The organism is Victivallis vadensis (assembly GCF_003096415.1).
In the GTDB taxonomy this organism is placed as follows: Bacteria; Verrucomicrobiota; Lentisphaeria; order Victivallales; family Victivallaceae; genus Victivallis; species Victivallis vadensis.
In genome coordinates, this window is sequence record NZ_QEKH01000011.1 from 1 (window position 1) to 17705 (window position 17705).

A 17705-nucleotide genomic window follows, 5' to 3' on the forward strand; every position below is an offset into this window, starting at 1 on the left:
ATTCCCTTTATGTTGAGATTTTGAGTTACTCAAAATAAAAGGCAGATGCAACCTTGTCAAACAACACATCCCATCACAAAATTTGGGACATTATCAAAAGTTTACAAAATCAAAAATATATTACACCTTAATCTGTTTTTAATCAATGGATAACGCCAGAATATGATAAATCAGAAACGCCATGTAATTTTTAAAATAAAACTTGCAGTGCAGCGGGTTCCGCAACCGTCCCTTGCATTTCCCCGATACTTCGGCTATATTCTCACGATAACTCTCATTCAAGCAGGAGACAAAGAACATGCTCAAAGGTATTTCCCCGCTGATCAGCCCCGAACTGCTCAAAACGCTGGCCGAAATGGGCCACGGCGACGAGATCATCCTGTCGGACGCCCACTTTCCCGCCCATTCGATGGGGATTCCGGTGCTCCGCGCCGATGGAATCCGGGTGGCTCCGCTGCTCGACGCGATCCTGCCGCTCTTCGAACTGGACGCTTATGTGGACGCCCCGGTGGTGATGATGGCCGCCGTCCCCGGCGACACCCTTGACCAATCGCTGCTCGACGGTTACCGGGCCGCAATCGAAAAGCACGCGCCCGACGCTCCGGCAACCGCCCATATCGACCGCTTCGACTTCTACGAACGCGCCCGGAAGGCATTCGCGGTCGTGGTCACCGGCGAGACCGGCAAATACGGCAACATCCTGCTGAAAAAGGGCGTAACGCCGGTCAAATGACCCCGGTTCCCGCCACTTCTTACCGGAAATTGAAAAAAATATCCGTAAAAAACAGCAAAGAAAGTTGCAAATGCTCCCGATCCGGTTATATTCCGTGGCAGCACACGGCGATAAACGGCGTCTGCGGTAACAATTCTGGAGAAGGATATGTCGGAAGAAATGAAAAAGGTTGAACAGGGAAGCATCACTCCCGAAGAACGGACTCTGGGACTGGTCTGCGTCCTGCTGCAATTCCTGACGGTGGTCGGGCCGCTGATCGTGTGGCTGATCAAGAAAGATGAATCCGCCTACCTCAATGCGCTCGGCAAGGAGACGATCAACTTCCAGCTCACGCTGCTGATCCTCTATGTGATCTGCGGAGTGCTCACGATCATCGTGGTCGGCGCGCTGCTGGCGCCGCTGGTCGGCCTCTTCGGGTTGGTGATGATCATCGTGGCGGCGGTCAAGGCGAACGAAGGGATCATCTACCGGTATCCCTTCTGTTTCCGCTTCCTCAAGTGACCGGATCTGCCGTTCCGGCTCCGGGGCCCGATGGTTCCGGGGCCTTTTTTCTTTCCGCGTTCCGCGGCGGCAATACCCGGATTTCCATTGAGGCGGCCCGATAGCCGTCGCCGCCCCAGAAGAGCAGCCGGTGCGTTCCCGGCGCGAGCATAAGATCGCTCCCGGCGGCAATCTTCCCCTGATAGCGGTTGTCGAGGTAGAAATGAACTTCGGCGGGAGTGCAGTCGAGCCGGAACCGGACTCCGCCGCCCGCTTCGGCCCGGTAGGTGCCGGGGGCGGGAGTGACGACGGCGGTCGGCTTCGGAGCTTTCGCATTGGCTTCCCTGCGGCAGTCGCGGCAGCTTTGCAGCGGAATGCCGCGCACGACGGCGCCGGGAAAGGTTTCGCCGCAGAACATGCCGGGACGCAGGCCGCTGCGGCGGCAGAGCGCGGTGATTTCGCGGTGCGCCTCAGGCCACTCCGGAGGCGGAGCGTTGCGGTAAAGCGTCCGCATCATGGCTCCGGCGGCGGGGGCTGCCAGCGGACCGCCGACCAGATCGGGCGACGGCGTGCCGTCCTTGTTGCCGAACCAGACGCCGACCGTCCACTCCGGGGTGAACGCGATACACCACGCATCGCGGTTGCCGTTGGAAGTGCCGGTTTTCCACGCGACCGGCAGGCCGCCTGCCCCCGGCAGCGCCCGGCTGCGCAGCATCGACGCGAGCATTTCGCAGCTCCCGGCGCTCCACACCGCGGTTCCGGCGGGAGCGGCGGTATCCTCCAGCAGCAGAAACGGGCGATGGATACCGCCGGAGGCGATCGCGCGATAGGCGTTGGCGAGGTCGAGCAGCGTCACATCGAGGCTGCCGAGCGCCAGAGAAAGACCGAGCTTGTCCGGCGCGGGAGCGCCGGGACGCCACAGCCCGAACCGGGAAAGCGTCCGTTTCACCCGCTCCGTGCCGAGCGATCGCAGCAGCCGGACCGCCGGGGTGTTCAATGACTCCGCCAGCGCCGTCTCCGCCGAAACCCGGCCGCGGAACGTGCCGTCGAAGTTTCCGGGGCGGTAGCCGCCGTAAAGCAGCGGCGAATCGTCGAGCACGGTGTCGCCGGCCAGCATCCCGCCTTCGACCGCCTCTCCGAACAGGAACGGCTTCAGCGCCGAACCGGGCGAGCGATACGCGACGGCGGCATTCACCTGCCCGGCGGGAAGCGCCCCGAAGTCCAGGGTACCGACCAGCGCCCTCACCTTGCCGGTGCGGTTCTCCAGCACGGCCAGCGCCCCGTCATGAACCGAGGGATGAAGCGCAACGCTCCGCTTCAGCAATGCCAGCGCGGCGTCCTGAAGTTCAGGGTCGAGAGTGACCGTCACCCGTTCCGGCAGCGGGGCTTCCGCGCTCCGCTCGGCCAGCTCGAAAAACTGCGGATCGGCGGCGCGCCGCCACAGCGGCAGCGAAAAGTCCCGGTAACGCAGCGGTTCTTCGGCATAAATCCGTCCGGCCTCCCCGGCGGTCAGCAGCTTGCGGCGGACCAGCATTTCCAGAACGGTTTTCTGCCGCCGGCGCGCCGCTTCCGGGTGCCGGTCGGGACGGAAGCGGTTGGGGCGCTGCGGGATTCCGGCGAGCAGCGTGCATTCGGCGAAGTTCAGCTCCGACGCGGACCGCCCGAAGTAGTAGCGCGCCGCCGCTTCGACGCCGTAGAGCTTGCCGCCGTAGGGAAGATAATTGAAGTACGCTTCGAGGATTTCGCGTTTGGAGTGCTTTTTCTCCCAGCCGCGCGCCAGCTCCATCTGGCACAGCTTGTTGAACCACGAGCGGGGCCGCCGGTCGGCCAGGTTCATCAGCTGCATCGTGACCGTGGAGGAGCCGGAAACGATCCGGCCGTGTTTTAAAAGCTGCCAAAACGCCCGCGCCGACGCCGCCAGGTCGACACCGTCGTGCCGGTAAAAGTTGCGGTCCTCGACTGCGAGCGTGATTTCGACCAGATGCGCGGGAAGCGCATCGAGCCGGACCGGGAAACGCCACTCGTAGTCGAAGCCGGGCCGGGAATGCAGCAATCTCCCCGCCCGGTCGAAGAACCGGCGTGCCGGAATCCGGCGCGCCAGCTCCTCCTCCGGCAGCGGCACGCAGTACGGCAGCACCCATTGGCGGAACGCGGCAGCCGCCGCGAAAACCGCCGCTAGGATGGCCGCGCCGGCCGCCAGACGCCTCCGGTTCAGGACAATCCGCCGCATTATACCGTCATTTCACCTCAAAAAGGCCGTCCGTGACGGAGACCGCCTTGAGTTCGGGGCGGTACATCGATTCGATCTGCACCGCCGGAATCGCGAAGCGGCCGCGCTGCACCGCGCGCACCCGGTAGGTGACGACGGCTTTGCCGGCATGGATGTCGCCGAACAGCAAAAAGCGGTCGTCGCGCCGTTCCAGCATCCGGGCATCCACGCCGGAGTCGACACGCTTGTCGAATACCGCATTGCGGGTCGCCAGACGCTCGTCCTCGATTTCGAGGCCGCCCGGCAGCAGGTCGCTGATCACGATGTTTTCGCATCCGGCGGCGGCGGTCACGGTGATCCGCGCCTCCAGCAAATCGCCGGAGTTGCAGCATCTGACCGGCTTGGCGTCGGCGTCGAAGTATTCGCGGCGGATCGTGAAGCCCTCGGCAACTTCCCTGCCCTCTTTCGGCAGCCCCCGGCTGCTCACGTAGACGTAAAGCGGGGCTTCGCCGCTGTTCACGACCGTGAACTTCGCCGGTACGGCGAAGTCGGCCCGGAGTGCGGAGCCGCCGTCAAGCGTCCGGTCGGGTTGGCCGGAGACCTGAAGCGTTCCCTTGCAGGCTCCCTTCGCATGGCGGGCGGCCCAGCGCGACAATCCGAGCGCGGCCCACGCGTTGTTCTGGGTGGAGCCCCATTCGCCTTCGGGACGGATCTTCTGCTGCAGCAGCGCGGCAAGCCGGGTCACGGCCGGATTCTCCGGCGCGAGATCGCCGAGAATCCACAGCGCGAGGCCGAGGCGGCGTTCTTCGGAGTCGAGCGCCCCGCCGGAACGGCGGCTGTAAAGGTGGAAGGGATGATTCAGCAGCGGCCCGATCACCCTGGCGCCGTCCGCGGCGAAGTTGGCGCGGATCAGCGCGGCTCCGGCGAGGAAACGGCTGAACAGCTCGGGATTTTCCGAAATCACCGCGCGGGCGGGAGCCTCCGCCGAGGCCGGATCGGCCAGCGCCAGCAAATAGCAGGCGTAACCGCGCTCCTCGGCGGAGTTGCCGCGGTCGTTCACATACCGGCGCAGCTGCGTGACGATCTGCCGTTTCTCCTCCTCCGGCAGCGGATAACCGGCCAGCTCGGCTTCGAGCAGGAAATGCCACGCAAAGAAACTCCCGGCCATCCACGAGGCGCGTTCGCCGGGCCACATCGAATAGCAGCCGTCATATCTGCGCATCGCCTGAATCCGCGCCAGCGCGGAGCGGAGCTTGAGATCGGCATCCGCGCCGAAACCGGCAGGCAGGATTCCGGCCTCCTCCAGCGGCTTCACCGCGAGGAACGGGAAAGCGCCGGCGACGGTCTGCTCCAGACAGCCGTAGGGATACTCGTTCAGCCAGCGCAGCGCACCGGCGACCGAAAGCGCCGGGGAGCCGATCTCGACCGCCGCCTTGCCGAACGTCAGGTCGAAGTCGGGGTGCGCGGTGTCGAACGTGGCGCTTCTGCCCGGTTCGACGGTGTGGATCACGGTCCGGTTTTCGGCCTGCCGGGGCGGGCGCACCGTGAAGCTCTCGCTGCCCCGGACGACCGTGCCGCCGAGTTTCAGTTCGGCCCGGACCGTCACCGCGCCGGGCAGCTTCGACGCCCGGACCGGGATGGTCACGACCCGGCGCTCCCCTTTGGCCAGCTCCAGCTTGCCGGAAGCGGCGGCGACCGGTTCGAGCGCCCCTTCGACGGTGATGCTCCAGTCGGCGGCGCTCTGTGCAAGCTCGTGGTTGAAACAGGTCAGCGCGAGTTGGAACTCATCCTGCGGCGCGACCGCGCGGGGAGCGGCGATCTGCACGGTCGCCGGTTCGCGCAACACCAGCTCGCGTTCGGCGGAACCGGTCTGCTCCTTATCCGAAGCGATCGCCATCAGCAACAGCGCCCCGGTGTGGTCTGGCAGCTGCAACTGATATTCGCCGCTGCCGGAAGCCGGCACGGAAACGGTCCGCATCGCGACGACCGCCGGAGCCTTCAGCGCGGCGGCGAACGGCGACAGGAAACCGGCGAGCTTGTCGCCGCCGCCGATCCTGCCGTCCACCACCTGCAATGCCGGATAGAGCTGCCTGTAGGTGTCGCCGAAGCGGAACGGGCAGTTGACTTCGCCGAAGAAGAACTTCCACGGGTCGGGCGTCTTCCAGTCGGTCAGCGCCAGAATGCCCCGGTCCACCGCCCAGAGCTGCAGTTCCGCCGGAACCGGCTGCCCCGCGAAGTCGCTGACCTCCGCCCGAACCGTGACGGCCTCGCCGGGACGGCTGACGGCAGGAGCATGAAGTTTCACATCGAGCCGCCGGGAGTTCTGGTCCACCGGAATCCGCACGAGGCCAGAAAGCCGCTTCGGAATTTTCGGGTCGTCCGACGGATCGGTCACCACGGTGACTCCGGCGAAATAAGTCCCCTGCGCCAGATCCGCCGGTACCGGAATCTCGATCGCATTCCGCCCCGCCTTCACCCGGTGGGAAGTGATGGAACGGATGCGGTCGGCTCCGGCCGTGACCACCGCCTCCCCCGCCGCCGGGGCGTTGAAGGCGAACTGCACGGTTTCGCCCGGCTGGCAGGATTCGGCGTCGAGTTCAAAGGCCAGCACCGACGGATTGCGCGACCGTTCGCCGCTCTCGCCCGCATAGTGCCAGAATTCGGTTTCGGCCAGCAGGTCCCCCGCCTTGTCCGCGACGCGGAGCGTGAAGTCGCCCTCCTGCGGCATTTCGATTTCGCAGCGGTAGATGCCGCGCCCTTCGGGAACAAGCGCCAGCTTCCGCGCCGGAAACTCCTGCTGAAACTGCTGCCACTGATAGTTCCAGCGGCCGTCCTCTTCGACCAGCCGGTAGTCCCAGTCCCTGCGGATCAGGATGCCGGAGAGGGCGGGTTCCTTCAACTCATACGGCTTGCCGTCCGGCGTCACCGCCGCGATGCGGAACACGCGGCGATTCCCCTGCGCTCCGCCGTCCTGCAAACCAAGATAGTGGTCGCGGTAGTGGCAGAACGCCCGGACGGTGCCGGAAACGCTCCGCCCCACCGGCGGTCTGGCGGTCGCGACCACGACGATTTCGACCGGCAGGACGGGCTTGTACGCCAGCTCCGGGATCTCGAAGCTGTCGTTGAACGCCCCGCGGCTGACCTCGCCGGAGCTGCGGAAGGTGCGCGCGGAACTGCGCTCCACCGCGGCGCGGGTGCCGAAGGTGAAGCCGCGCCAATCCTGCGGCCTGAATTCCGCGACCGCTTCGCGCACATTCAGGGTGACCGGGCCGCTCTCCAGCGGCACGCCGAAATAGTAGTCGACCCGCCCTTTCACGCGAAGCGTTTCCCCCGGCGCAAGCGTTTCCTTTTCGGCGCGGAACTCCATCTTGAGCTGATCCGGCACATATTCGCCGACCAGAAAACGGGTGGAGCCGTAACACTGCGCCGCCGCCCGGTCCTCGCCGGGAGCGCGCAGCCGGACGGAGTAGGCACCGGTCGCCGCCCCCGCCGGAATCTCCACTCCGGTTTGATAGAAACCCGAAGCACTGCCGGTCACCGGCCGGGAACAGAAGAGCTTCCCCGACGGAGCGGTCACTTCCAGCACCAGCGGCACTCCGCCCGCCGCGTTCAGCTTCCCGGCGTCGCGCAGATAGCCGAAAACGCCGATGGTTTCACCGGGGCGGCAGATGCCGCGCTCCGGGAACAGAAACGCGCCATATCCGGCCTGCCGGGCAACCGGCAATCCCCGGTCCGCCTTGCGCAGGTCGGAGCGGTTCAGTTCGGAGAACGGCAGATAGGTCACATCCTCGCCCTGAATCGCGACCAGCAGCGCCGGCTGATCGTCGGGATCGGCCAACGGCTCAAATTCGATCTTCCCGAATCCTCCCGCATCGGTTTCGGCTTCGCCGAGCGGCTGCAGCTTGCGGCTGTAGAGCTGCACCACCGCGCCGGAGACCGGACGGTTCCCGGCCAGCGACCGCACCGCGAAACCGACCTCCCGTTCACCGGCGACCGCCTGAAGCGCCAGGTCGGTCAGCACCACCAGCCGCGAATCGCTGCGGGAGGCGTCGGGCGAGGAAATCCGCAACTGATACACACCGGGAACCCGCTTCAGGCCGAGCGCGTCGAAGGGCAGCGCGATACAGTTGCTCCGGTTGCGGGCGGCGGGAGCGTCCAGCGTGACGGTGCGGAGGCTCCGGGAACAGTCGCTCCACGGGGATTGCAGAAAATCCAGCAGCCGGTTCGGGTAGACCTGAGACAGCTCCACCTGGACCTTGCCGGTGTTGACCGTTTCGACCGGCAATTCCCAGACGGAGCCGGAAACCGGGAAGAAGGAGCCGTTGCTGAGGAAATTGATCCGGGGCGGCAGTTCGGAAGCGATGAAGCCGGGGCGTTCGGTCCGTTCCAGCGGCGGAGCACCGCCGGCAGCGGGCAGGCCCTGCTTTACCGTGAACTGGTAGAATTTGCCCGGCTCGAATCCGGCGGAGATGTACCAGCGGTCGCCGCTGCTGTTCACATTCAGCGCCAGCGGCGGAGTCACGCTCAGGAACTCCGCCGCCTTCTCCGGCTGCGGCGGCGCGCTGAACCGGATTTCAAAGCGGGAATTGTCCGCGTCATACCGCGTTGAGAGAATCCGCAGCGGTTCCGGGGCGGTGGCGACCGGCGGCTTCGGCAGCGGCTGCGGAGCCGGAACCGGTTTCGGCGGTTCGGCGGCCGGGGCGGGGGTCGGCTTCTCCCTGTTCCGGGAATAGAGTTGGATGGCGAGACCCGCATTGAGGGCAAGTGAGGCGAGAATGACCCCTCCTGCGGCGTACCGGACGACTGTTTGCTGTTTACCCATGATGACCTTTTTCTTCGACGATGGAGATTGGCGTGGAGTGGTATTATACAGGGTTTTCACAGGATTTCAACTGCCGGAAACAAGTTTTTCCGAAATCATTTTTTCTCCCGGAAAAATCCGGAAAAACCGGCCCAAAGGGCGCCTCCCCGATCCTGATGCGATTTTACTTTTCCGGCAAAGCAGGTTATATTGCCTTATCGTACAAAATGTTTTTTCCGGAGGAGAATTTTCATGAAATATATCGGTGCACATGTCAGTATTTCCGGCGGCGTCGAAAACGCGCCGCTGAACGCCCATGAACTCGGCGCCACCGCTTTCGCGCTGTTCACCAAGAACCAGCGCCAGTGGCACGCCGCTCCGCTGACCGCGGAGTCGATCGCCGCCTTCAAGGCCAACTGCGAAAAATTCGGGTTCAAACGGGAAATGATCCTGCCGCACGACAGCTATCTGATCAACCTCGGCCAGCCCGACCCCGAAAAGCGCAAAGCCTCCATCGCCGCCTTCACCGATGAGATGAGGCGCTGCCATCAGCTCGGACTGGTCAAACTGAACTTCCACCCCGGCAGCCACCTGAAACAGGTCTCCGAGGAGGAGGACATCCGGCTGATCGCGGAAAGCGTCCGCGAAGCGATCGACGCCGTCCCGGAGGTCGTCGCCGTATTCGAGAACACCGCCGGGCAGGGCAGCAACATGGGCTATCGTTTTGAACAGATCGCCGCCATGCTCGAACAGGTCGACCGCCCCGGCCGCGTCGGCGTCTGCCTCGACACCTGCCACACCTTCGCCGCCGGTTACGACCTCGCCACCCCGGAGGGCTGCGAAGCGACCTTCAAACGCTTCGACGAGCTGATCGGCTTCAATTATCTGGCGGGCATGCACCTGAACGATTCCAAAAGCAAGCTCGGCGGCAAGCTGGACCGGCACAATTCGATCGGCAAGGGCGAACTCGGCTGGGAAACGTTCCGCCGGCTGATGGCCGAGCCGAGGCTCGACAATATTCCGCTCGTGCTCGAAACAATCGACGAAACCCTCTGGAAACAGGAAATCGCAATCCTTCAGGCCTTCAGCCGCAACGAGAACCCGGAACTGCCATGGTAAATACCTGGCGTCAAAGCGATACGCTCAATGCGGAACGCAGGAAGACGGCTTCGACGGGGCCGTATTTCTGCAACGAATAGTCAAATGCGGCGGCGCGGGCGGCGAGTCCCATCGCGGCACACAAGCCGGAGTCGGAGGCGAGCTGCTTCAGGGCATCCGCCCATTCCGCCGGGGAATCGGCCAGAAAACCGGTCACGCCATGCCGTATGACTCTGACGTTTTCGCCGACGGGACTGGCGATGGCGGGAAGTCCCGCGGCCTGATACTGAATCAGCTTGTATGCCGATTTGCCGCGCGAAAACGGATCATCCGTCAACGGCATGATCCCGGCATGGCACTGCAGCAGCAATCCGGCTTCCGCGTCGGCGGACCAGTCGGCAAAACGCATCCGCACGCCCGGGATCGCACGGGCTTCGAGATCGCGCCGCGCAATCACCAGCAATTCAAAATCCGCCGCCCGGCTCATCGTGCGAAGCGCCCCGGCGGCCTGTTCCAGATAGGAGTAGGTGACCGGGGTGCCGATCCAGCCGACCGTAAAGCGGGGAAATTTTTTCACTCCGGCGGGATCGTAAGCGCCGAGATCCACGACGGTCGGAATTTTGATTGCGTTGGGGTTCAGGGCTGCCACCCGTTCCAGCAGGAAGTCGTTGGCGGCGATCACGCCGTCGGCCCGCCGGATCAATTCGTCATATTTACCCGCCAGCCGGGGCCTGGAAGCATACTTCTCCCACACATTGTCGTCGAAGTTCAATATGTAACGGTGGCGGCGCAGAAATTTCAGCTCGAATGCGGCGGAAAGCTCGGGCAGCAGCTCGTATTCGACCAGCAGCCGTTCCGGCAGGCGGGGCAGCAGTGCAAGCCGGCGCAGCAGCGCTCCCGCCGCCAGCAGCCGCGATTTCCCCTGCCCCGCGTAAAGCCTCCTCAGATACGCGGCACGGAAAAAAGGATGGTATTCCGGCCGGAAGCCGCCGTTTTCCAACGCGTTACGGAACAGGTAATAACGCAGGCGGCTGGAAGCTCCCATCTCGTCATACCGGGTCAGAACCCCCAGCGGAATACTCATAAAACGTCGCCTTCCAGTTTGAATGCTGCCGATGCCGTCATTCAATATAGCGCGTTTTCCGCAAAAGTACAGGCCCGCGCGGAAAAACTACGCCTGCCGGAGCTGGTCGAGGCGGCGTTCGCAGGCGATCATCAGAATCTGGTCGAGGATCAAATCCAGCTCGCCCTCCATCAGCTTCGGCAGGTCGAACGTATTCACATTGAAGCGGTGATCGGTGACGCGGTTCTGCGGGAAATTGTAGGTCCGGATGCGTTCGCTGCGGTCGCCGGTGCCGACCTGGGAACGCTTGTCCGCGGCCTGCTTGTCGGCCTCCTCCTGCTGCTTATGTTCGAGCAGCCGGGCGTAGAGAATGCGCAGCGCGATCTCCTTGTTGCGGTGCTGGGACTTCTCCTGCTGGCTGGCGACCGCGATTCCGGTCGGGATATGGGTCACGCGCACGGCGGAGTCGGTGGTGTTCACGCACTGGCCGCCGGGGCCGCTGGAACGGAACACGTCGAAACGGAGGTCTTCGGGGCGGATGTCAAGCTCCACTTCCTCCGCCTCCGGCATCACCGCGACGGTCACGGTGGAGGTGTGGATGCGGCCGCCGGCCTCGGTGGCAGGCACGCGCTGCACCCGGTGCACGCCGGACTCATACTTCATCAGCGAATAGACTTCGTCGCCGGAGAGTGAGAAGGAGACGTCCTTGATCCCGCCGAGTTCGGTGTCGGTCTGGTCGAGCACTTCGATGCGCCATCCCTTCTTTTCCGCGAATTTCATATAGGCGCGGAAAAGTTCGCCCGCGAAAAGCGCGGCCTCGTCGCCGCCGGCGGCGGGTTTGATCCCGACGATGATATTCTTGGCGTCGTTGGGATCGGGCGGCAGCAGCGAAATCTGAATGTCAGCTTCGAGTTTCTGCGCCCTCTCCTCCAGATCGGCGATGTCGGCGGCGATCAGTTCACGCAGCTCGGCGTCGGTTTCGGCGGTCAGCATCTCGCGGTTGTCGGCAAGTTCGGCAAGCGCCTTGCGCCAGTCGTCGAACTTCCGGAACAATGTTTCGAGTTTGCGGTGTTCCTGCGATACCCGGCGGCACTCCGCGCCTCTGGCGTAGATGGCCGGATCCGCCAGCGCGGCCTCGAGCTCCGCGAAGCGTCCGTGCAGGTTTTCGATATATCCGGCGATGTCTTCAGGTACCATTTGCAGTCAAATCCCAAAAAAGGCCTGCCGGGAAAAAGCTCCGGGCAGGCCCATGAATTCCATAAAGCGAGCGGATCAGCCCTGCTTCTTGTAGCGGCGGTTGAACTTGTCGATACGGCCCGCCGTGTCGACGAACTTCTGCTTGCCGGTGAAGAACGGGTGGCACTTCGCGCAGATACCGACCTTGTACTCCGGACGGGTCGATTTGATGTGCCAGACTTCGCCGCATGCGCAGGTGACGACAGCCTCACCGTACTTCGGATGCAGATCCTTTTTCATTTGTCATAACTCCATGTTCAGGTTATATTATGTAAATTGTAACAGATCGTTTTCAATCAAAAGTCAAGTATAAAACATATCACGCTTCCGGGAAAATTCAAGCGCGGTATCAAAAAAACAGGAGACAAAGTCATGCTGCTGGCCGAATTCATCCGCCGGACGGGTTTTACACCGGAATTTGCCGATACGCTTTCCTCCAACTGGCAGGAAGTGCCGGACACGGAGGCGCTGCCGGAATGTTTTACGGATGGCTTTTTCGAACGTTACGCGGAAAAGCTGGCGGTCCCGACGCCGTTCGCCCCGGAACTGCCGGAATTGAACGCGCGGGTCGCGGCGGAACCGGCGCTGCGCGTCTACGCGAATCTGATCATCGACGCGGCATTCCGGCGCGATGAACCCGGTCTGGGAAAGTGGCCGGCGCCGGAAAAGCTGCTGACGCGGCGGCAGTGCGGCCTGTTTCAACTGCTGACGGCGATGTCCGCGCTGCCGCTGATCGCGGCAAGCTACCGGAAAATCGGGCTGCCGCCGGAGTATGCGGACGGTCCGGCGAAGTGGATCGGCGGAACCATTGCGATCTACGCCGCCGCGCATGACGGCAATCCCGGCCACGACCTGCAGCAGATTCACTGGCTGAAGCACTATATGGAAAACCGCCTGTTCCGGGTGGGGCGCTTTGAATTTCTGGTCCACAGCGCGCCGGAGTGGCTGCCGGCGATCTACCGCAGCCGGAAATCGGGGCGGACCGTTGCCCTCTGCCGGGACGGCTGGGTCCTGACGCAGGAAGGTTTCCGGGCCCGCAACGGGGCGGTCGGAGTCGCGGGCGGCGAAGGGTATCCGGTCCGCCCGGAAGCAGCCGGAATCCAGATTGCGCACCTCGACGAGGCGGACGGCAAAGTGACCGGAATCCCGATCAATCCGGCCACCGGGCGGGCCGAACCGGAACAACGCGAAACGCTGGACCTGACGGAATACGCTCCGGTGCTGTCGGCGCACGAGTGGGTGCCGAGTTTGCACATTCCGGGCGGCGGCGGCATGACGCCGGAGCTGGCGAAGGAGTCGCTGTGCCGGGCGGTGGAATTTTTCCGTAGATATTTCCATAAGGAACTGCATGCGATCTGCTGTGAATCGTGGATACTGAATCCGGACTGGATGGCGGAGCTGCCCGGTTCCAATCTGGCGCGCTTCATGGAGGAGGTCTACCTGACGCCGATGCCGGAGGTGGACCGGGCGGGCCTGTTCTTCGTCTACGGGCGTTCGGAGGGAAAGCTTTCGGAATACCCGGCGGACAATTCGCTGCGCCGGGCGTTCCGCCGGATCATCGACGCCGGCCGCCCGCTGCGGATGGGAGGCATGTTCATCCTGACGGCCGACCTGGACCGGTTCGGCACGGGAACCTACCGGAACCGCTGAAAAGTTGCAAAAAAATCGGATACCAGGCTTGAAAAAATAAAAAACGGGTGTCCATTATAGACTATGCAGGTGGCAGGATAGCTCAGTCGGTAGAGCAGGGGACTGAAAATCCCCGTGTCCCCAGTTCGATTCTGGGTCCGGCCACCATTCTTTTTGCCTTCTTTCGGGGAGCCCCCCTCAAACAGCTCCCGAACGATGGATCGAGCAGATCCGAATACGATGAGGAAATACCGTTCCTCCGCTTCGATAAAGTATCGATAAGTTATCGCATTTCTTTATCAATATTACACTTTCAGCCCCGTCATCCCGGCTCTCCTGTTTCAAAGTCAGGACAAAAGTACCGGCAGGAAACGGAAAAAACTTGCAAACCACCAACCCGATGATATCTTACGAGCAGAGGTTTCTGTAAACCGGGAGGTTTTTCATGCAAGATCTTGTCTGTTCCTCCGATCTCCGCTGGATGCGGGCCTTGAAAGCCGTGGCATGGTTCTTTATCGTGACCGGCATATTCGGGGTTCTGGCGACAATCTGGTCGGCTGTTTTTTACGACCGGCTTGTATTGGACTTTGGAAATCTCCTCAACCTGTTCGCCGGATACGGCCTGCTCCGTCTCCGTCGGGGCTGGCGTCTTTATCTGCTGGTCTATTTATGGATAACAGTTCCCGGCGGCGGCATTCTTCTGGCTCTGTTTCCGTGGCTTCCACTGGATCAGGCTTATCGCAACTGGCATTGGCTGTTGTTCGGCGGCCTGCTCCTGATTGAACTGCTTCTGGCCTCCTGCCTTGTCGTTCTTCTTCAGCCGAGGGTAAAAGCACTGTTCCGAACCGATATCAACCGGCTTGGATGCCGCGCAAATCAGGAGAATCAAGAATGGTGAAGTTTTTCAGGAAGCCGTGGTTCTGGATATTGCTCCTTGACGTTCTCTATCTGCTGATTGCAGTTTTTCTGTACTCTCCTTTGCATTGTTTCCAGATGCCGCTTATTCCGATTGGGAGGAGTTTTATATCATGAAATGGCGCGACAGCGCCATTCGCTCCCTCTACTCACTTTTCACTTTCCTGATTTCGCTTGCCTGCTGCATCATCACGCCGTTTCTTCGGAAAACCGCTGTCAGAGCAAAAGCTGCATCGATGTTCATTTATCTGCTGCTGGCTCTCTTTTCGCTGGGCTTCCTGATGCCGTCATTCGAAGCGGCACGGGAACCAGCCCGACGGATTTCCTGCGGCAGCAACCTCAAACAGATCCGGATATGCCTCGAACAGTATGCGGAAGATTTCAATGGCTTTCTGCCGCCGGACCTGCCGACTCTTTTCGAGTCGGCGTATCTGTCGGATGCGGCAATCTACCGGTGTCCGGGCAGGCGGGAATCACACACGGATTTCTCCGACTACCTCTATTACGGAGCAAACCGCAGGATTGATGAAAAACCGCCGTTCCTCCTCCTGAAGGATCGCGCGAGAAATCATCCGGGAAAGTATGGCAATCTCATGCTGTCGAACGGCAATCTGCAGCACGAAAGAGATTGAGAGCTTATCCCTGAATAAAGAATATCACTCCCCCCTCCCCTGCCGCCCGACGGAATCTTTCAGGCGTTTGGGATAGTTGGTCGTGATCGAATCGACGCCGAGGGCTGCGTAGCGCAACGCTTCCATCGGAGAATCCACCGTCCAGACATGGAGTTCAAGCCCGCCGTCGCGGATCGCTTTGACCAGTTCCGCGTCGAGCTTCGGGTGCCGGCAGAGGTCGAGTCCGTCCGCGTTGATCGCGCGGGCCAGCCGGATCAGTTCTTCGGCGGAAGGCGTGGGGCGGCCGGTGGCGCGGTCGGTGCCGAGCCCGCGCAGATAATAGGTCTTGCAGTCGGGCATCTGCTCCTTGGCCAGTTTCAGCAGTGACGGATGAAAGCTGATCAGGCGAATCCGTTCCATCGGCACCCGGGACTTCTTCAGTTCCTCCTTCACCAGCGGCAGAATCAGCGGATCATCCTCCTTGAGTTCGATATAGACCAGCTGTTCCGGCGTCACGACCCTCAAAAGCTCGGAAAGCTGCGGCAGCGCCTCCCCCTTGAACTCCTCGCCTTTGAATTTGCCCGCGTCAAGCCGGCGCAGCTCGGCCAGGTTGGATTCGCTGATTTTCAGGTCGACGCCGGTGGTCCGCTTCGTGTTCGGATCGTGACAGATGACCAGCCGGTTGTCTCTGGTGCGGTGGATATCGCATTCGACCCCGTCGGCCAGTTGGCGGCCGGCCAGCTTGAACGCCGCCAGCGTATTTTCGGGCGCCTCCCCGGAGGAGCCGCGATGGGCGATGTAGAGCGGGGCGGCGTGAAGAGCCGGCAGAAGCATGACGGCGGCCAGCGGGAGAAATCCGAGTTTCATGGACAGAATCCTTTCTGTGTCTGTGGCGGTTTCAGTTCGCATAACATATCATCCCAAACAGGATTGTCAACCGCCCGGAAAACGCGGCTTTCCATACCGGTTTTACAATTTTTACCATTTCTCCGGCCGGAACGGATCAATTTTGTAAAAAGCCCCCCGCCTTTAGTTGCAATACAATTCATTGATCATCAAAGCAATAGCCGAAAATCAGACGACTTGGCACGAGGATTGCTTTTCTTCCGGCATACGGTTTCCGTCAACAATCATTCAGAAACACAGGTGTAACATGAAACTAATCATCGCCTACATCAAGCCGGAACGGTTGAATCCGGTGAAACAGGAGCTTTACAAGAGGAACATCTTCAAGATGTCGGTCAGCAACGCGCTCGGCTGCGGCCAGCAGAAGGGATACGTCGAAGCCTACCGCGGTGCGATTTCCGAGGTGAACCTGCTCAAGAAGGTGCGGCTGGCGATCGCGGTGAACGATGAATTCGTACAGCCGACCGTGGACGGCATCATCGCCGGGGCGCGCACCGGGCACATCGGCGACGGCAAGATTTTCGTGCTGCCGATGGATCAGTGCATCCGCATCCGCACCGGGGAAACCGGCAGCGAAGCGATCGGGTAAGGCAATTCAATGATTTCTTTCGGAGGATATTTCATCATGAACAGTTTGAAAACAATATTGATCCCCTTCCTCGCCGTCGCCGGGACGGCGCTCGCCGCCGGGGAAACCGCCGCCGTGCTGACTCCGGCGCAGGAGGCGATCTTCACGATCAACAACGTCTGGGTGCTGATCGGCGGCATGCTGGTCTTTCTGATGCACCTCGGCTTCGCGACACTCGAAGCGGGCCTCTGCCGGGCGAAGAACTGCACGAACGTACTGTTCAAAAACACGCTGGTTCCGGCGATCGGTTTCATCACCTACGCGGTCTGCGGATTTTCGCTGATGTATCCCGGTGAAGCCAACTGGCTGCTGGGCAAGGTGATCGGCTTTGCCGGATTCGGCATGGGGGCCGACCCGGAGGCCTCCATCGCCGCGGCCTACGCCTACAACGGCGGCAAATTCACCTACTGGAGCGACTTCTTCTTTCAGGGGATGTTCGCGGCGACGGCGGCCACGATCGTCTCCGGCGCGGTCGCGGGCCGGGTGAAGGTGAACGCCTATCTGGTTTTCACGCTCTTTTACGTGTCGATCGTCTATCCGATCATCGGTTCGTGGGGATGGGGCGGCGGCTGGCTGGCGGGAATGAACTTCCATGACTTCGCCGGTTCGACCTTCGTGCACAGCGTCGGCGGCTGGGCGGCGCTGGCCGGGGTGATCCTGCTCGGCCCCCGGATCGGCAAGTACGTGAACGGCAAGGCGATGCCGATCATGGGGCACAGCATGCCGCTGGCGACGATCGGCACCTTCTGCCTGTGGCTGGGGTGGTTCGGCTTCAACGGCGGCTCGATCCTGAGCGCCGAACCGACCAAAATCTCCTACGTGCTCTGCACCACGATGTTCGGGGCGAGCGCCGGAGTGATCGGCGCGATGCTGTCCGGCATGGCGATCCTGCGCAAGCCCGACCTCTCGATGACCCTGAACGGCTGTCTCGCCGGACTGGTCGCGATCACCGCCGGAGCCGACTGCGTCAGCCCGACCGCGTCGATCCTGATCGGCCTGATCGGGGGAGTGATCGTGGTGCCGTCGGTGCTGATTTTCGACAAGCTGCAGCTTGATGACCCGGTGGGCGCGCTGTCGGTCCATCTGGTGAACGGCGTCTGGGGCACGCTGGCGGTCGGCATCTTCGCCTTCCGTGAAACCGGCTACACCTTCCTGACGCAGCTGACCGGCGCGGTGACGGTCGGACTGGTCGCCTTCCCGTGCGCATTCGTGATCTTCTACGCGGTGAAAAAGACGATGGGCATCCGGGTCAGCACCGAGGAGGAACTGCGCGGCCTCGACCTCGGCGAACACGGCATGGAAGCCTATCCCGGCTTCCAGTTCTTCAGCAACCAATAGAGGAGCGGGAGTCCCCCTTCCCCAACCGGAACCGATTGCTTTCAACCGGTTCCGGTTT

The 17705-nt window shown here is 62.1% G+C and carries 14 protein-coding genes and 1 tRNA gene; 9 read left to right on the forward strand and 6 right to left on the reverse strand.

The window, feature by feature from the left end:
* The first annotated feature begins 298 nt into the window (after window positions 1–298).
* Window positions 299–733, forward strand: coding sequence for an L-fucose mutarotase (gene fucU / locus C8D82_RS07945; RefSeq protein ID WP_116883744.1), 435 nt, complete (start codon window positions 299–301; stop codon window positions 731–733).
* 159 nt (window positions 734–892) lie between these two features.
* Window positions 893–1234 (forward strand): DUF4870 domain-containing protein, encoded by a 342-nt coding sequence (locus C8D82_RS07950; protein ID WP_116883839.1) that lies wholly within the window; start codon window positions 893–895, stop codon window positions 1232–1234.
* Here C8D82_RS07950 and C8D82_RS07955 read toward each other — a convergent pair.
* Window positions 1227–3443, reverse strand: coding sequence for a transglycosylase domain-containing protein (locus tag C8D82_RS07955; RefSeq protein WP_116883745.1), 2217 nt, complete (start codon window positions 3441–3443; stop codon window positions 1227–1229). The genes C8D82_RS07950 and C8D82_RS07955 overlap by 8 nt on opposite strands.
* A 7-nt stretch (window positions 3444–3450) precedes the next feature.
* Entirely contained in the window at window positions 3451–8244 is a 4794-nt protein-coding gene (locus C8D82_RS07960) for an alpha-2-macroglobulin family protein (RefSeq protein ID WP_116883746.1), read from the reverse strand.
* Between the two features lie 231 nt (window positions 8245–8475).
* Here C8D82_RS07960 and nfo point away from each other — a divergent pair, with 231 nt between their 5' ends.
* Window positions 8476–9342: a deoxyribonuclease IV gene (gene nfo, locus C8D82_RS07965; RefSeq protein ID WP_116883747.1), complete on the forward strand. Its 867-nt coding sequence runs from the start codon at window positions 8476–8478 to the stop codon at window positions 9340–9342.
* 10 nt (window positions 9343–9352) lie between these two features.
* Here nfo and C8D82_RS07970 read toward each other — a convergent pair whose 3' ends face one another.
* The 3 genes from C8D82_RS07970 to rpmE all read right to left on the reverse strand — a co-directional run bounded on the left by C8D82_RS07970 (window position 9353) and on the right by rpmE (window position 11860).
* The gene (locus C8D82_RS07970; protein ID WP_116883748.1) at window positions 9353–10405 is read right to left on the reverse strand and encodes a glycosyltransferase; all 1053 of its coding nucleotides are present in this window, start codon (window positions 10403–10405) and stop codon (window positions 9353–9355) included.
* Window positions 10406–10492: 87 nt separating this feature from the next.
* A complete protein-coding gene (gene prfA / locus C8D82_RS07975; protein WP_116883749.1) occupies window positions 10493–11581 on the reverse strand; it encodes a peptide chain release factor 1 in 1089 nt (362 codons plus the stop codon).
* A 75-nt stretch (window positions 11582–11656) separates the two neighbouring features.
* The gene (gene rpmE / locus C8D82_RS07980; protein WP_116883750.1) at window positions 11657–11860 is read right to left on the reverse strand and encodes a 50S ribosomal protein L31; all 204 of its coding nucleotides are present in this window, start codon (window positions 11858–11860) and stop codon (window positions 11657–11659) included.
* A gap of 132 nt (window positions 11861–11992) precedes the next feature.
* Here rpmE and C8D82_RS07985 point away from each other — a divergent pair, with 132 nt between their 5' ends.
* The 4 genes from C8D82_RS07985 to C8D82_RS08000 all read left to right on the forward strand — a co-directional run bounded on the left by C8D82_RS07985 (window position 11993) and on the right by C8D82_RS08000 (window position 14796).
* On the forward strand, window positions 11993–13270 hold the full coding sequence (locus C8D82_RS07985; protein WP_116883751.1) for a hypothetical protein: 1278 nt from the start codon (window positions 11993–11995) through the stop codon (window positions 13268–13270).
* 71 nt (window positions 13271–13341) lie between these two features.
* Window positions 13342–13417 (forward strand) — tRNA-Phe (locus C8D82_RS07990).
* A 277-nt stretch (window positions 13418–13694) separates the two neighbouring features.
* Window positions 13695–14147, forward strand: a complete 453-nt coding sequence (locus C8D82_RS07995) for a hypothetical protein (RefSeq protein WP_116883752.1) — start codon at window positions 13695–13697, stop codon at window positions 14145–14147.
* Window positions 14148–14277: 130 nt separating this feature from the next.
* Entirely contained in the window at window positions 14278–14796 is a 519-nt protein-coding gene (locus C8D82_RS08000; RefSeq protein WP_207776090.1) for a DUF1559 family PulG-like putative transporter, read from the forward strand.
* 24 nt (window positions 14797–14820) lie between these two features.
* Here C8D82_RS08000 and C8D82_RS08005 read toward each other — a convergent pair whose 3' ends face one another.
* Window positions 14821–15642, reverse strand: coding sequence for a glycerophosphodiester phosphodiesterase (locus tag C8D82_RS08005; RefSeq protein WP_165832920.1), 822 nt, complete (start codon window positions 15640–15642; stop codon window positions 14821–14823).
* Window positions 15643–15928: 286 nt separating this feature from the next.
* On the opposite strand from C8D82_RS08005, the gene C8D82_RS08010 reads away from it, so the two are divergent.
* On the forward strand, window positions 15929–16270 hold the full coding sequence (locus tag C8D82_RS08010) for a P-II family nitrogen regulator (RefSeq protein ID WP_116883754.1): 342 nt from the start codon (window positions 15929–15931) through the stop codon (window positions 16268–16270).
* 36 nt (window positions 16271–16306) lie between these two features.
* Window positions 16307–17647, forward strand: coding sequence for an ammonium transporter (locus C8D82_RS08015; protein ID WP_116883841.1), 1341 nt, complete (start codon window positions 16307–16309; stop codon window positions 17645–17647).
* Window positions 17648–17705: the final 58 nt, after the last annotated feature.

Excerpts from the sequence above, each read along its gene's own strand:
- fucU (WP_116883744.1), top strand. The coding sequence starts at position 299 with ATGCTCAAAGGTATTTCCCCGCTGATCAGCCCCGAACTGCTCAAAACG.
- C8D82_RS07950 (WP_116883839.1), top strand. The coding sequence starts at position 893 with ATGAAAAAGGTTGAACAGGGAAGCATCACTCCCGAAGAACGGACTCTG.
- C8D82_RS07955 (WP_116883745.1), bottom strand. The coding sequence starts at position 3,443 with ATGCGGCGGATTGTCCTGAACCGGAGGCGTCTGGCGGCCGGCGCGGCC.
- C8D82_RS07960 (WP_116883746.1), bottom strand. The coding sequence starts at position 8,244 with ATGGGTAAACAGCAAACAGTCGTCCGGTACGCCGCAGGAGGGGTCATT.
- nfo (WP_116883747.1), top strand. The coding sequence starts at position 8,476 with ATGAAATATATCGGTGCACATGTCAGTATTTCCGGCGGCGTCGAAAAC.
- C8D82_RS07970 (WP_116883748.1), bottom strand. The coding sequence starts at position 10,405 with ATGAGTATTCCGCTGGGGGTTCTGACCCGGTATGACGAGATGGGAGCT.
- prfA (WP_116883749.1), bottom strand. The coding sequence starts at position 11,581 with ATGGTACCTGAAGACATCGCCGGATATATCGAAAACCTGCACGGACGC.
- rpmE (WP_116883750.1), bottom strand. The coding sequence starts at position 11,860 with ATGAAAAAGGATCTGCATCCGAAGTACGGTGAGGCTGTCGTCACCTGC.
- C8D82_RS07985 (WP_116883751.1), top strand. The coding sequence starts at position 11,993 with ATGCTGCTGGCCGAATTCATCCGCCGGACGGGTTTTACACCGGAATTT.
- C8D82_RS07995 (WP_116883752.1), top strand. The coding sequence starts at position 13,695 with ATGCAAGATCTTGTCTGTTCCTCCGATCTCCGCTGGATGCGGGCCTTG.
- C8D82_RS08000 (WP_207776090.1), top strand. The coding sequence starts at position 14,278 with ATGAAATGGCGCGACAGCGCCATTCGCTCCCTCTACTCACTTTTCACT.
- C8D82_RS08005 (WP_165832920.1), bottom strand. The coding sequence starts at position 15,642 with ATGAAACTCGGATTTCTCCCGCTGGCCGCCGTCATGCTTCTGCCGGCT.
- C8D82_RS08010 (WP_116883754.1), top strand. The coding sequence starts at position 15,929 with ATGAAACTAATCATCGCCTACATCAAGCCGGAACGGTTGAATCCGGTG.
- C8D82_RS08015 (WP_116883841.1), top strand. The coding sequence starts at position 16,307 with ATGAACAGTTTGAAAACAATATTGATCCCCTTCCTCGCCGTCGCCGGG.